The organism is Paenibacillus sp. ACRSA, assembly GCF_022346845.1.
Taxonomy (GTDB): domain Bacteria; phylum Bacillota; class Bacilli; order Paenibacillales; family Paenibacillaceae; genus Paenibacillus.
This window is the reverse complement of the sequence record NZ_JAKRNP010000003.1, coordinates 446020-459401: the sequence shown is the minus strand read 5'-3', so window position 1 is coordinate 459401 and position 13382 is coordinate 446020. Positions and strand designations below refer to the sequence as shown.

Below are 13382 nucleotides of genomic sequence, written 5' to 3'. Positions count from 1 at the left end.
GACAGACGATAATCGTTTTTTCAACATAGTTACGCCATTAGATTAACGAATAACGGTATCAAGTGGTTTTAGTTGTGCTTCAATCTCTTTGCGGCGGCCTTCCAAGAATGGTGGCAGGGCTAGAGATTCACCGAGAAATTCAAGTTCTTCGTCCGTATCGAAGCCGGGGCCGTCAGTGGCAAGTTCGAACAGGATGCCATTGGCTTCTCGGAAATACAGGGAACGGAAGTAGAAGCGGTCTACAAAACCTGAGTTCGGGAATTTGAAGTTGCTTACACGGTCTACCCATTGCTTCAGTTCTTCCTCGTTTTCTACACGGAAGGCAACATGGTGGACACTTCCGCGACCAGGACGTTCGATCGGCAAGTCGTTTCGTTCTTCGACATGCACTTCAGAGCCGCTTCCACCTTCACCGGATTCGAAGACCAGAATGTCGGGCTGACCTGCGACGAGAGCAGGGTATGAACCTTTAGAGCGGAAGCCAAGTAGATCTGTAAGGACCGGGGTTGTCAGCGACGCATCTTGAACCGTCAGATGAATTGGACCAAGACCAATAATACCGAATTCAGCAGGTACAGGGCTTCGATCCCACGGTTTTCCACCAGGGACACCTGAATTATGTTCATCTGAGACGAGAATCAGACGCTGGTTCTCAAAGTCGGTAAAGGAAAGGGTTAATCGACCACCGCGCTCAATAATTTCGCCATGAGGTACTTCGTACTCATCGAAACGTTGTAGCCAGTACGTAAGGGCTGCATCATTGGGGACACGCAGGGATGTTGCTGAAATGCTGTTCACGCCTTCGCGTGTCTCACCAGCCATTGGGATCTCGAAGAAGGTAAGCTCAGTGCCAGGGTTACCTTTCTCATCGCCATAGAAGAGGTGATATACAGATACGTCGTCTTGATTGACCGTCTTTTTGATCAGGCGAAGACCTAAGACATTGGTATAGAATTGATAGTTATTAGAAGCGCGTGCAGTTAAAGCCGATACGTGATGAAGTCCTTTGATTAACATATGAATTCCTCCTAAATAGTGTGGATGTAATACAGTGCTCTGTGTATAGATGAGAAGGGTTTGTCGTTTTATTTTATCGTGAACTAATTTAAGTTACTAACTTTTAGTTTGTTTTGTTCTTGGATTTATCTTAACATAAAGATAATGACAAAGCAACAGGTAAGTTGATGACGGATAGGAATCTTAATGTCAGCCCGGATGAACTGGAAAAGAGATAATGGACAATCGGATAGAACGATGGCAAAATGAAAAATATCCCATAATGATCTTCGTCCATTCGGGAGTGAAAGGAGAGACGTATGGCATTTCCCTCATGGCTTGACCCGTATGACGCTGAACCCTTTATCTTTTTTTCCACATCACATCTGTGGGCAATGGCATGTATAGCTGCTGGACTCTTACTCATATATCTATTTCGAAATAAACTCATAGCAACGTCGGATCGCACAAGGCGGAACATACGTATCTATCTGGCTCTATTCATGTTCAGCTGTGAGATTGTGCTGCAGGTCTGGTATATCTATGGAGGTGTGTGGAGCCTGCAAACCTCATTACCCCTTGAATTGTGTAGTCTTTCGTTGCTGCTGTCTGGCGTTGTATTATTAACTCGCAGTCGCTTGCTGCATAGTGCGTTACTCTTTGCTGGTATTGCGGGAGCCCTTATGGCGATTGTGACACCAAATTTGGGATATGGCTATCCGCATTTTCGTTTTATTCAATTTTTTACTGCACATGCCTGTATTATTCTTGCTTTACTCTACATGACTTGGGTTGAGCACCTTCGTCCAACCTGGCGATCTGTTGTGGCTTCCATGATATTCGTTAATGTGGCGGCATTGGATGTATATATAATGGATGTGATCCTTGACGCGAATTATATGTTTCTTCGACACAAGCCTGATACGGCTTCAGTGCTTGATCTGTTAGGACCATATCCTGTCTATATTATAGGGGAAGAGATTCTTGCTCTGGTAATGTTCTCGCTGATGTATGGTATATTCTTTGCCATTCCAGCGCGAGTAAGAAGCCGGATGAAGAGAGGTAGAGGTACGACAATCTGAGAGGCGGCATGATATATGTATAACATAATCCCGTAGCAACCTGTCACAGGTGCTAGCGGGATTATTAAGTTTGCGATTAGAATACCCTTTTAGCGCGTGTTCAAAAAGGGTGGTTTTCAGTACCGAGAAGATGGGATGAAGATAGAAATGGAGTAGCGGAGCGTAGGCAAACCTACGTGAGCAACGGACATTTCGGCTGAATTCCATCTTCGATGCTGAGATGCTGCTCGCGCATCCTTCGTAATCAAAAGCAAACTTTTTGAACAACCTCTTTTAGCCGCGTAGCAGGGATTCTGCACCATCGACATAGATGCGTGTACCCGTTACATGGGAAGACTCATCCGAAGCGAGGAAGAGCACCACGTTGGCTACCTGCTTAGAAGAACCGGCCGCATCCTTCAACGGATGCTCATGCCCTTCAGGGAACGCGACAGGAATCTGAACTTCCTTGAGGTCATCGGATGGATAGGTATTATCGTCAATATTGGTATCGATTGCGCCCGGACAGACGGCATTTACGCGGATTTTATATTGTGCAAGTTCGAGTGCGGCCATCTTTGTAAATGCAGTTTGTCCTGCTTTGCTGGAAGCGTATGCAGAAAATCCGATATTAGAGAACACGCGATTACCATTGATTGAACTTGTGATGATCATACTGCCGCCATGTTCCTTCATATGGGGGATTGCATATTTAATCGTTGCAAAGGTACCTCGCATATTGATCTCCATGGTCTGATCCCAGTCTTCGATTTCCATCGTTTCGATGGGAGCCATCGATCCATTAATACCTGCATTGGCGAAGACGATATCCAATCGGCCTGCGGCTTCTGCGACTTGATTAATTGCCTGCTGTACCTGGTCGGGCTTGGATATATCACATTCGATAACGTGTGCCTCGCCACCGACATTTTCAATGGAGTGTTTTGTTTCTTCCGCATTCTCAGGTGTCCGATCCAGCAAATACACTTTAGCGCCGTGCTCGGCAAATCGGATGGCAGTCGCTTGACCTATACCTGATCCACCTCCTGTAACAATAGCTACTTTACCTTCTAAACGTTGTTCACTCATCCTGATCCCTCCGTTGATAATAGATATGCATATTAAGTATCTTCTCTATTTCTACATACCCGACCCATAGCTAGTGAATCAGAAGGGAAGAAGGACTCGGCAACTAATACCGTTGAAGGGAAGAAGAACATGCGATAAGTAGTCGTCGAAATTGAAAAAGACCCAGAACCGCTGTGCGATTCTAGGCCTGTACCGACATAAAAGTAACTTATTTATGCTTCTTCCAGTCGAGAGAGCTGTTGTTTAACAAATATTCAAAATCATTATCACGGCGCTTCTGCTCTGCCTTGCGTGCTTCGTCTTCCTTGACGCGTTCTTGCTCTTTCCGCTCAGCTTCTGCGGCTTTAGCTTCATCTGCCTGAGCCTTTAGCTTCTCAAGCACATCACTGCTGAGCAGGTCCTTCAGGGTTGTTGGTTTATCCTGAGCTGCCTTGGGAGCAGGGGTGTGTTTTTTCGATTTGGCCATCATAAAATCTCCTTTCGTGCGGTGAATCAGGTTCCCTATATCAATCAGTAGTCATAGTATATCAGGTTACCAAGCCCCAATCCATGAATATGCGGAAGAAAAGCAGGAAATGAATACGCTCGTGACGAATGAAAATGGGTATCAATTCATATGATAATACCGATACTGCGACTATCCCCCTGAGAAAGGAGTCGTTGTTCGTGGAAATGAATCGAAGTTTATTGAAAGGGCTTGCATGGGGCATTGCCTTTAGCTGCCCGCTGTGGATTGCCATCATCGGTTGGTTGCGATTGTTAGGTGGGCTTCTTTGAATGAAGCAGTGCAAGAGATGAGTGCCTTTTATAATACTATTTATGCAAGCGCTACCAATAGTTAAGGCTCTGCCTTGCGATTTTCGCATAGGGCAGAGCTTTTGTTTGTTTATGGCTGTAACACTTTCGAAGGAAACAAGCCTCGTAGGCATCCACTTATTTCGGCTGAATTCCATATTCGGCGCTGAGATGGCGCCCTATTCGATGGAATTAAGGCATCTTCACTGGTTCTGGGTACTCCAGCCCGTGGGTGTCCACCGTTACTTTTTTCATCACTTGGTTGGAAAGAGGTTTGTCATCCTCATCTCGTTCCTGAGCTGCAATCGCGTCAACGACTTCCATACCTTCTGTCACTTTGCCGAACGAAGCATAGGCATTATCCAGATGCTCTGCATCTGCCAACATAATGAAAAATTGTGATCCTGCTGAATCCAATGCATTGCTCCGTGCCATAGAGATCACTCCACGTGTGTGCAACAGGGTATTTTTATGCCCATTAGAATTAAATTCACCTTTAATGCTATAACCTGGGCCACCTGTACCGTTACCGTCTGGATCGCCACCTTGGATCATGAAGCCTGGAATAACGCGGTGAAAGATCGTGCCGTCATAGAATCCTTTGTTCGCGAGTGAAATAAAGTTATTCACTGTATTCGGAGCGACGTCCGGGTACAGCTCAATAACGATTTTTTGCCCATCTTCCATTTCAATGGTAGCGACAGGATTAGGGCCTTCAGGCTCTACTGGAGCTGGCGTGGCACCATTGGAAGGGCGACCACAACCACTAATAACAATGAGCAGTAACGCCATAATCAGCGATGCAGCTATTGATTTTTTCCGACGATTAATCATGAACAAGTTCCCCCTTGGTTCTTTTGCTATCGTAGTATCCATCCTCTGATTACGATAAGATAATCCATCAACTATCATACCTGTTTTACATCCTTTATAGCAATCTATGACACCGTTTATACCTTATAGGGATGGTCTTCAATAAAGTATGGGTGTAAAATAAGGAAAATGCTTCCTCAGACAGGGACGTACGGGTCTGTTCCGTTCGCTCCAATACGCGGCAGTCCCGGCGTCAATGATGGAAAGGACGTGCGGGGAATATGAACTTCTCGTGGAAGCGTAATCTGGCGATTTTGTGGATCGGTGTATTTTTTTGCAGTACAGCATACTCTATATCTATTCCGTTTCTCCCACTGTTTCTGAGCAACGATCTTGGTGTTCAGAATCACTTGGAGTTCTGGTCAGGTCTTGCATTCGGCATTACCTTTCTGGCAAGTGCGTTGGTGTCTCCGTTCTGGGGATCACTAGCTGACAAATACGGGCGTAAGCCCATGCTGATTCGGTCGGGATACAGCCTTGCGGTATTGTATTTAATCAATTATCTTGTGCAAGATCCCTATTCTCTCATTGTGGTACGTCTGTTTCAAGGATTGCTAGCTGGATTTGTTCCGGCAGCGAGACTGCCCTTGTAGGTACGAATACACCAGAAGAGAAGACAGGCTATGCCCTTGGAGTGATGTCCACGGCAGGGGCTACCGGTGGAATTATCGGACCCTTAATTGGTGGGATCGTCAGTCATTACTATGGTAATCGTAATGCGTTCTTATTTTCGGCGATTGTTGTATTGGTCTCGGCACTAATTGCAACGTTCTGGGTGAGGGAAGAGAATTTTAATCGGAATAAACCACGCTCCCATGTGATGGATGATATTCGAGAAGAGCGAATCGCGTGTTTATTACGGTGCTTGGTATGATGGGCATATGTACTTTTTCCGTTATGATCTTAGAGCCTTTACTGACGGTATATGTTATGGAGATGGGCATTCAACCCGATCGTGCTTCACTAAGCTCAGGAATTATATTCTCTGCGGTGGGTGTGGCTACAGTTATCATGGCACCTCGTTGGGGCAAGATCGGTTCACGAATCGGATTTGGCAAAGTGTTAATCATCGGATTGGTTGGCGGGGCTGTAGGTAATTTGTTGCAATTTTTCACAACAGGTTATATCGGTTTTGGTATACTTCGGTTTGTCTATGGACTGTTCTTCGCAGCGGTCTTCCCAGCGATCAATGCCATGATTGTACAAGTAACGGATTCGAGCTTTCGTGGCAGAGCGTTCAGCCTCAATCAGTCTGCTGCTCAGATTGGCACAATGGCGGGACCGATTATTGGCGGTATTCTCGGTGGCTGGCTACCGATTCGCTGGATCTTCATTATTAATGGTATCGCGTTGCTAGCGACTGCCATCGTTGCTAAGTGGTCTGGTCTGGAGCATAAGCTGCCTGGTGTGAGCCAAGCTCCAACGAAGGGCAAAACGTGATGGATGTTGTAAAAACAAGAATGAATGATGACAAGGGGGGACTGCGCACGGGATGTAGTTCCGCCTTGTTTGTCTATGTTACCAACAGGGAAGGCGTTCATTCATCTTCGCTACGTCAAGAAACCTCTTCCATGTAAGAAGAGGTTTCAACTACAATTCGGCATTTTTATGAACATTAGCTATTAATTAGAAGCATCCTTCGAATCTGGTTCTTCCTTAGGAATGGCATGCTCCACTGCATCACGCTGATCTTCATCCTCCAGTGCATCTGGGAATGAGTCTTCCGTGAACAGCCCGAAGTCTGGATCAATATCTCGTTCTGTAACCAGATTATCCGGTTCTGGTTTAGGTCGAGTGTGCTCGTCCTTCATGAGTCTCAGCCTCCTTCAGTTCAGAATCTCAGTTTGTGCAAATCATGGATTGCAATTAGCGCCTAGGAAGGATATCGTCCTGAGGTTTTGCATTCGCGCCAAAGCCGTTCAACAAGTCTGTGCCGTGAAGTGCATCCGGATCTGGTGCAGCAGGGTCAACAGGGCTGTCTGGCTGAACAAGGTCAGCATCTGGAACAGATTCCAGCGAAGGTTCTGCTGTTCTGGACTCCAATTCTTGCTCTCCTTCAGCTGTTGCCGCTACAGGGTACACTTCAGGTTCTTCTTCCATTTCGATCCGCCTGCCCGAAACTTCATCAAATGTATCCATGTCTCCTACAGGAACCTCGGTTTCTGGTGGAATATCGCGTGACCTTTGATAACGGTCGAAGTAACGGTCGCTTTCTCCATTGCTAATTGGTTTATCTGACATGAGTAGCAACTCCCTTCAGTCCTATTTATTAAGGTGGAACGTGATCTGTGATCGTATGTGTGAAGTCTTCTTACTTCGTAGTTACCCAAAGGGTAGGTATTGTAATCTTGCTCGCACACCTATATTGTCCCCCTCAGGCTCTCTGAGTATGATGAGTAATTTAGAATTTAGGAAATACATATTTGACCAAAAAGTACAGAAAACCGAAGAAAATTAGAACATATGCTGCATATTTAATAAATGTGGCTGCAACCATGCTAGAGTCTGATTTTTGTTGAATATCTTTGTGCTCAACCTCAACCGTTTTGTGGGGCTCATTCATTCGAATCATCTCCTCGTGGATGTTTGGTTTTACTTTGAGGAACCATTACACCAGGAAGAGCGGATTGAATCGTAAGCACCGTTTTTACAGCATTACATGATTTGGCTATGGTATGATGGAGCATGAACACTTAGGAGGGATAACCCTTGGAATGGTACACACTTGGTCATATGATTACACGAATTCGCATTGGACAAAAGGCTTCTACACCGGGATTCTCCCGTACGGTGATTCGTCGTCCCGATGGTTTGTTTTGGGTTGGCGGAATATGGGCTGGACAGGTTGTACAGCTAAGAGATTTTTTATTCTCAGACATTTGGACCATATACGAGGATGAGGATACGGAACAGTGGTTGGCATTTCGCGACTCGTATGAACGTAAAGAGCAAGAGATGATTGTGAACCAGTTTGAAGATCTGCGGGACTGAATCATCGTTCTCATTCGATTTCTTAACAGTTAATTGGAAAAAAATATAAACTTAAACTAAAATGTGATTTTTCATTTAAATTTAGAAGGTGACACGTGAAACTTTGGCGAAAATAGATGGTAGAGTTAACGGGGTCAAAGTAGCGGAGAAAATAAGAACTTTGAGGTGCTGTGAATGGAAAATGTGCCCAAAGCTATCGTCGTCTTATGGATTGGTTTATTGATACTCCTGTACTGGCCTCTGGAGGTTCGTGCCGCGGCTATACAAGAGAACGACAAGCCTGTTCCGATCATGACGTGGGAAGTCAAGTGGGGGAATGCACACGATCGGGGATTTATAAGTGAAGCGAAGCATTATGATGAAGTGTGGGAACGGCAAGCGGGAGATAAATTAGAGAATAGTATAACTAATCCGCCTTCCGGATCACTTTGGACTCGCTTGACCATTCCTGAGATACAAGAGGATAATGATGCAATTCGGTTCGAGAATATCAAAGGTCAACATATTGTCATTTACTTGGAAGACCAGAAGGTATACGAGAACTATCATTATAATTACGATAACAATGCAGTACTATTGCCATTGACGAAAGAGAACTCTAACCAGAAGCTGTATGTATGGGCAGAGAATACGGATGGTCGAATGGGGATATACGGGACGGTTGAGGTAGGGCCATACAATGTCCTACAGGGAGAATTTATGCGCAATGGCTTATTGGATGTGATATTGGGAGCAACATTCCTATTCACAGCCCTTGCGATGTTAAGCTGCACCTTCTTTCTTGGGAAATTTTATACAGGATTATGGATCTCATTAATCATTGTCATATCTTCCATTGGCACGATGATTATTACGTACTCGCCATTTCTGTACACATTCTATCAAGTACATGGGAATTTGTATTCTGTTCTATTTGATCTATCCATGTTAACAGGCATGCCTGCTTTATGTTATTTCTTCGAACAGGTTATTGGAAGTGGGCCTTATCGGATCTTCACTAAGCTACGCAAGTTTCAACTTATGTACTCTATGGTAGCTATCTTAGCATTAATTTTATATTTTGTTTCTAGTGGTGAATGGGATCTGTTCTATGTCCTGCTGGTTCAAAAAGGGAACGGCATTATTCTCGTCATTTTATTAACTTTATTAATGATTGGTACAGTTACTAAGGCGCTTCAGCGAGATCGGGAAGGAATATTGCTCGCGGCGGGTTATGGGACATTTGCGTTGGTGAGCATAGCAGAATTGGTATTCTATTATCAACGTAATGGGATGTATCATCTGTTGTGGTGGAAGTGGGCCATCGTTATATTCATCGTATCACTTATTGCCATTCTCGGTAATCGATTCGCAGCGAAACATACAAAGGTCATCGAATATTCCAAGGAATTGGAGCTGTTTAATAACGAATTGCAGCGCTCTGAGAAGATGGAGATTATTAGTGAACTTGCTGCTTCGGTGGCTCACGAGGTTCGGAATCCACTACAGGTTACGAGAGGGTTTCTACAGCTCATGACTGAACAGGAGGATAGTAAAAACAAAGGGTATGTGCGGATTGCGTTGGAAGAACTTGATCGAGCATCCGGGATCATAACGGACTTCCTCACATTTGCCAAACCGGAGTTTGATCATATTATCTCTCTCAACATTGCGGATGAATTCAATCATATTGAAGGCATTCTCGTACCAATGGCTAATCTAGAGGGTGGTAAGATCACAACAGATATTCCTCCAGATTTATGGATCAGAGGTAATTCGTCTAAATTCAAACAAGCCTTTATTAATATTATTAAAAATAGCATTGAGGCTCTACAAGGAAGCGGTCAGATCGATATTTGGGCATATGCTCAAGATGGTACCGTCAAGGTTCACGTGCGGGATAATGGAGAAGGAATGGACGAAGAGGCGCTAGTTCGTCTTGGAGAGCCCTATTTCTCGAATAAAATCAAAGGCACAGGACTTGGCATGATGGTGACATTCAGGATTGTAGAAGCCATGCATGGTGAGATCACATTTACAAGTACCAAAGGTGTAGGAACAGAAGCCGTTGTAACTTTTGCTGAGTTCGTCGAGTGACGAATCAGCAGAAGGATACAGCGGCTTTTTAATGTAGCTGATTAGTCTATCATGTAATCATTTATTGAATGATGCAAAATCTTGGAATAAAAAAGCAAGGATTAGGTTCACACTAGAGAAAACGAATCTCGACATAGGAAAGGCGGTACAGAAATGAAACTCAGATGGAAAACATGGTTGGCTAGTGGGATCATTGCCACATTCGTCGTAGCCTCCAATGGATATGCAGTATCTGCACACTCGTTCTCCGAACCGAACAACACGCCAAAGGAAAATTCATCCTCCACGTCCGCTCCAAATAAACTACCTTGCATTCAAGCAGGACATGGGCTATTTATGATTGGCGAGACGGCAGATCTACTGGGGATTGGCCTTCGGGATTTGAAGGAACAGATGGAGCTTGGCAAAACGTTGTCTCAGATCGCAAAGGAAAGAAAAGGTCTCAGCGAGGAACAATTGCTGCAGAAGTTAAAGCCTTCTCTTACGAAGCGCTTAGATCAAGCAACAGCTGATGGTTGTTTAACGAAAGAACAAGCTGCAGCTGCCAAGGCAAGTATGGATGAGAAGCTGAAGAAGGTTATCAACACGCCACTGAGAGAGTTGCGACGGGAATTTGCAGGTCATGGCAGAAAACATCCTGCTATGAATCAGAAAACGATTGCGAAGTTTATTGGCATTACTCCGGATCAGCTTGAAGAGCAGCTGAGACAGGGAAAGTCATTAGCTCAAATTGCCGAAGCTCACGGCATTAGTGAAGCACAACTGATCAACAAGATGAAAGAGGAATTAACGGGGGATCTGAAGCGTTTGGTTCATCGAAAGGGAGGGGCTCCCCATGAGCATGCTCCAGGACATCCGGCTGCTACTGAATCAGAATGAGAATGAGCTCAAGAAACAGGCCAGGGCATCCATATCTATACGATGGATGCCCTGACCGATTTGTAAGCAAACATTTTCAACCAAAAGTTCTTTAGAAATGAGTCAATGAAAAACATCAACATCTATGGTGAATTAATGAACATCAGGTTCAGCTAACGCATGTTGCTTAGTTGATAGCGATGTACTGTAACCGGCTTTTTGCCTCGGTAGTGATTCATCCGTGCTGCGTACCGGTGAATTCGGACGTTTCCTCCTTTGCAGCCCAACGGTAAACCGGGAGCCAGGCAACTTCGATAGTCCCCAGCTTATCGCAAGTGAGATCGATACCGTTACCAAGAAGGAAAGTAGTGTAACAGGTAAGTGCCAGCCTGTTAATAGCAACGGTCTAGTCACATAAGCAATACAATAGATAATTAAGGCGTGTACCAAGTATCCGCCGAACGAATAACGGCCAATCCATGTGAATAGCTGCTGGAAGTGATTATTTTTGCTGCGAAGTAAGACAAGGAATCCATATAACATTAGCATCTGCGCCATGATAATGATGAATGTTGTTGGCTTCAGATAGGTGGAAATATTCAGATTCACAATATCTCCAGAGCCCTTAAGCACATCATAACCTAGCCAGATATACATACCGATGAAGAGGCATACCAACCAAGGTAACGCCCGAACCATCCAATGCCTCCAATGTTCTATGCCCCAAGCACATACAGCTCCAAGTAAGAAATAGAACCAATACATCACCCAGGAGTAGGAGCGGTACTCCAGCAACGTTGACCAAGGTGGAGAGAGAGCTGCTGTCCAGCCTGACATGTCATAATAAGACCACTTCATCAGCATTGTGTATAATGCCGCCGCAATGAGAACAAGTGTGATAACCGACTGTGGTCTTGTCAATCTGGTCATCTTCCCTAGTTTCCTCTGTACGAACTGCGCCGCTCGAAGGAATAATGGGAACAATACGTAGAACTGGAATACCATAAGGACAAACCAGAGGTGATACCCTGTCTGAGGAAGGAACAACTCACGGATGAAGCTTCGAACATCAAACGTACCTGATTGCCAGAACTCAGGCGTGAAAATGCGTACCGCCACCCAATAGATTAGAGTCCATAGCACAAAAGGCACATAAATATCCCCAACCCGTTTACGGATAAAACGTGGGTAGTCGGGCTTCTTATGACTATGATGATAAAATAACAGCACGCCGGCTAGAAACACAAATGTAGGTGTACCGAAACGAGTCAGGTGGTAAATCATCGTTAACATAATGGAATCCGGCTGTGCAATATCTGCGCGATAGATATATTCCGCTATATTGTGTTGCATAACGATGGCGAGAAACGCCATGCCTCGTAGCTGTGTCCATTCTTCAATACGCGGTTTGCTCACATGTCACCGCCTCCTTGCAAATAAACATTCACCTCTAAGGGTACCTTTCTAACATTAAGAGGGCATTAAATGGCGAGAATTGGATAAAAAAAGGTGGCGAATCGCCACCTTAACGGAATGTGTATGTGTATGCTAATTTAGATCTTTGTTTTGTTCTGGATTCGCTGCGTCATCCTCTGTAGTTTCTGCATCTTGTGCGAATAAATCTTGAATATAAGCTTGGAGCCTAGCTTCGTTCACACCAAGAACCTGAGCGGAGCCTACAAGCTCATTCGTCAGTAACTTATTTGGTGGAATCTGTTGCTTGTCAATCTCATTCGCATTAATGTCGAAGCCGAGTGCTGCCAGCTTGAGCATCTGAGTTGGACTGAGATCTGTCTCGATATAAGGAGCGACCGCCTCCAGAATATCTGGTAACTTGAAGAGCGATGTGGTGCTCTGCATCTTCTTGGCAAGCTCCGTCATGAAGATCCGCTGACGCTCCGTTCGAGTAAAATCGGAGGTTGCGTCATGTCTGAAACGGACATATTGGAGGGCTGTTTTGCCATCCATATGCTGTAGCCCTTTTTTCAAATCGATATCATACATATGCTTGTCTGCCTTACTGGTGTAGTACATGTCTTTCTCGACGTCGATATCCAGACCGCCGACTGCGTCCACAAGAGCCATAAAGCCAATGAAATCCGTGTAAACGTAATGCTGAATCGGAATACCAAGCAAGTTGCTGACCGTTTCCTTCGTTAGCTCGGCACCCCCATACGAGAAGGCAGCGTTCAGTCTGCTTTTGCCGTGGCCAGGAATGCTGACGTACGTGTCCCGCAGAACAGAGAAGAGATGAGCCTTCTTCGTGACAGGATCGATCGAAGCGATCATAACGGAGTCGGAACGCCCGGCGTCATCTCCCCTGGAGTCTCCTCCAAGCAACAAGATGTTAACGCGTTCTTTGCCGTCCCATTTGGGAATTGTGGTAGCTGGTGTTTCATTCGTTTCTGTCTCGGATGAGGGTTCGGATGAAGAGCCGGCTGCTGTCGAGATACTATTGGCAAAATGAACGATTGAATATCCGTAGTATACAATGACGCCTGTAACAATGAGCGCCAAGGTCAGGGCTGTCCCCCATAACCATTTTTTGTGCATAATCTTCACCTTTCTTAGACATTGTATCAGCATTTTGCAACCTTTAAAGCGAATGGCTTCGCAATGCAAGATATAGATTACTAGGATCAT

The 13382-nt window shown here is 45.0% G+C and carries 13 protein-coding genes and 1 pseudogene; 5 read left to right on the top strand and 9 right to left on the bottom strand.

Annotated elements, in window-relative coordinates; all coding sequences use genetic code 11:
• Positions 1-42: 42 nt before the first annotated feature.
• Positions 43-1017, bottom strand: coding sequence for a ring-cleaving dioxygenase (locus MH215_RS11665; protein WP_239290330.1), 975 nt, complete (start codon positions 1015-1017; stop codon positions 43-45).
• 299 nt (positions 1018-1316) lie between these two features.
• On the opposite strand from MH215_RS11665, the gene MH215_RS11660 reads away from it, so the two are divergent.
• Entirely contained in the window at positions 1317-2078 is a 762-nt protein-coding gene (locus MH215_RS11660) for a YwaF family protein (RefSeq protein WP_239290328.1), read from the top strand.
• A 273-nt stretch (positions 2079-2351) separates the two neighbouring features.
• Here MH215_RS11660 and MH215_RS11655 read toward each other — a convergent pair whose 3' ends face one another.
• From MH215_RS11655 to MH215_RS11645, 3 genes are all read right to left on the bottom strand, one after another.
• Positions 2352-3146, bottom strand: coding sequence for an SDR family oxidoreductase (locus MH215_RS11655; RefSeq protein WP_239290326.1), 795 nt, complete (start codon positions 3144-3146; stop codon positions 2352-2354).
• A 208-nt stretch (positions 3147-3354) separates the two neighbouring features.
• On the bottom strand, positions 3355-3612 hold the full coding sequence (locus tag MH215_RS11650) for a YqkE family protein (RefSeq protein ID WP_239290821.1): 258 nt from the start codon (positions 3610-3612) through the stop codon (positions 3355-3357).
• A gap of 521 nt (positions 3613-4133) precedes the next feature.
• Positions 4134-4775, bottom strand: coding sequence for a peptidylprolyl isomerase (locus MH215_RS11645; RefSeq protein ID WP_239290325.1), 642 nt, complete (start codon positions 4773-4775; stop codon positions 4134-4136).
• A gap of 260 nt (positions 4776-5035) precedes the next feature.
• Here MH215_RS11645 and MH215_RS11640 point away from each other — a divergent pair.
• Positions 5036-6254: pseudogene (locus MH215_RS11640) on the top strand (MFS transporter).
• Positions 6255-6436: 182 nt separating this feature from the next.
• On the opposite strand, the gene MH215_RS11635 reads toward MH215_RS11640, so the two are convergent.
• The 3 genes from MH215_RS11635 to MH215_RS11625 all read right to left on the bottom strand — a co-directional run bounded on the left by MH215_RS11635 (position 6437) and on the right by MH215_RS11625 (position 7377).
• Complete coding sequence (locus MH215_RS11635) at positions 6437-6625, bottom strand: hypothetical protein (RefSeq protein ID WP_145051213.1); 189 nt, start codon at positions 6623-6625, stop codon at positions 6437-6439.
• Between the two features lie 55 nt (positions 6626-6680).
• A complete protein-coding gene (locus MH215_RS11630; RefSeq protein ID WP_056694001.1) occupies positions 6681-7055 on the bottom strand; it encodes a hypothetical protein in 375 nt (124 codons plus the stop codon).
• Positions 7056-7215: 160 nt separating this feature from the next.
• Entirely contained in the window at positions 7216-7377 is a 162-nt protein-coding gene (locus MH215_RS11625; RefSeq protein WP_186323339.1) for a hypothetical protein, read from the bottom strand.
• Between the two features lie 146 nt (positions 7378-7523).
• On the opposite strand from MH215_RS11625, the gene MH215_RS11620 reads away from it, so the two are divergent.
• From MH215_RS11620 to MH215_RS11610, 3 genes are all read left to right on the top strand, one after another.
• Positions 7524-7805, top strand: a complete 282-nt coding sequence (locus MH215_RS11620) for a hypothetical protein (RefSeq protein ID WP_145051207.1) — start codon at positions 7524-7526, stop codon at positions 7803-7805.
• A 174-nt stretch (positions 7806-7979) separates the two neighbouring features.
• Positions 7980-9881, top strand: a complete 1902-nt coding sequence (locus MH215_RS11615) for a sensor histidine kinase (protein ID WP_239290324.1) — start codon at positions 7980-7982, stop codon at positions 9879-9881.
• Between the two features lie 153 nt (positions 9882-10034).
• Positions 10035-10760 (top strand): hypothetical protein, encoded by a 726-nt coding sequence (locus tag MH215_RS11610; protein ID WP_239290323.1) that lies wholly within the window; start codon positions 10035-10037, stop codon positions 10758-10760.
• A gap of 132 nt (positions 10761-10892) precedes the next feature.
• On the opposite strand, the gene MH215_RS11605 is transcribed toward MH215_RS11610, so the two are convergent.
• Positions 10893-12155: an acyltransferase gene (locus tag MH215_RS11605; protein ID WP_239290322.1), complete on the bottom strand. Its 1263-nt coding sequence runs from the start codon at positions 12153-12155 to the stop codon at positions 10893-10895.
• Between the two features lie 132 nt (positions 12156-12287).
• Entirely contained in the window at positions 12288-13292 is a 1005-nt protein-coding gene (locus tag MH215_RS11600) for an LCP family protein (RefSeq protein WP_239290321.1), read from the bottom strand.
• Positions 13293-13382: the final 90 nt, after the last annotated feature.

What these genes read in the sequence shown, in the direction of transcription:
- MH215_RS11665 (WP_239290330.1), bottom strand. Translation starts at nt 1,017, where the DNA reads ATGTTAATCAAAGGACTTCATCACGTATCGGCTTTAACTGCACGCGCT.
- MH215_RS11660 (WP_239290328.1), top strand. Translation starts at nt 1,317, where the DNA reads ATGGCATTTCCCTCATGGCTTGACCCGTATGACGCTGAACCCTTTATC.
- MH215_RS11655 (WP_239290326.1), bottom strand. Translation starts at nt 3,146, where the DNA reads ATGAGTGAACAACGTTTAGAAGGTAAAGTAGCTATTGTTACAGGAGGT.
- MH215_RS11650 (WP_239290821.1), bottom strand. Translation starts at nt 3,612, where the DNA reads ATGGCCAAATCGAAAAAACACACCCCTGCTCCCAAGGCAGCTCAGGAT.
- MH215_RS11645 (WP_239290325.1), bottom strand. Translation starts at nt 4,775, where the DNA reads ATGATTAATCGTCGGAAAAAATCAATAGCTGCATCGCTGATTATGGCG.
- MH215_RS11635 (WP_145051213.1), bottom strand. Translation starts at nt 6,625, where the DNA reads ATGAAGGACGAGCACACTCGACCTAAACCAGAACCGGATAATCTGGTT.
- MH215_RS11630 (WP_056694001.1), bottom strand. Translation starts at nt 7,055, where the DNA reads ATGTCAGATAAACCAATTAGCAATGGAGAAAGCGACCGTTACTTCGAC.
- MH215_RS11625 (WP_186323339.1), bottom strand. Translation starts at nt 7,377, where the DNA reads ATGAATGAGCCCCACAAAACGGTTGAGGTTGAGCACAAAGATATTCAA.
- MH215_RS11615 (WP_239290324.1), top strand. Translation starts at nt 7,980, where the DNA reads ATGGAAAATGTGCCCAAAGCTATCGTCGTCTTATGGATTGGTTTATTG.
- MH215_RS11610 (WP_239290323.1), top strand. Translation starts at nt 10,035, where the DNA reads ATGAAACTCAGATGGAAAACATGGTTGGCTAGTGGGATCATTGCCACA.
- MH215_RS11600 (WP_239290321.1), bottom strand. Translation starts at nt 13,292, where the DNA reads ATGCACAAAAAATGGTTATGGGGGACAGCCCTGACCTTGGCGCTCATT.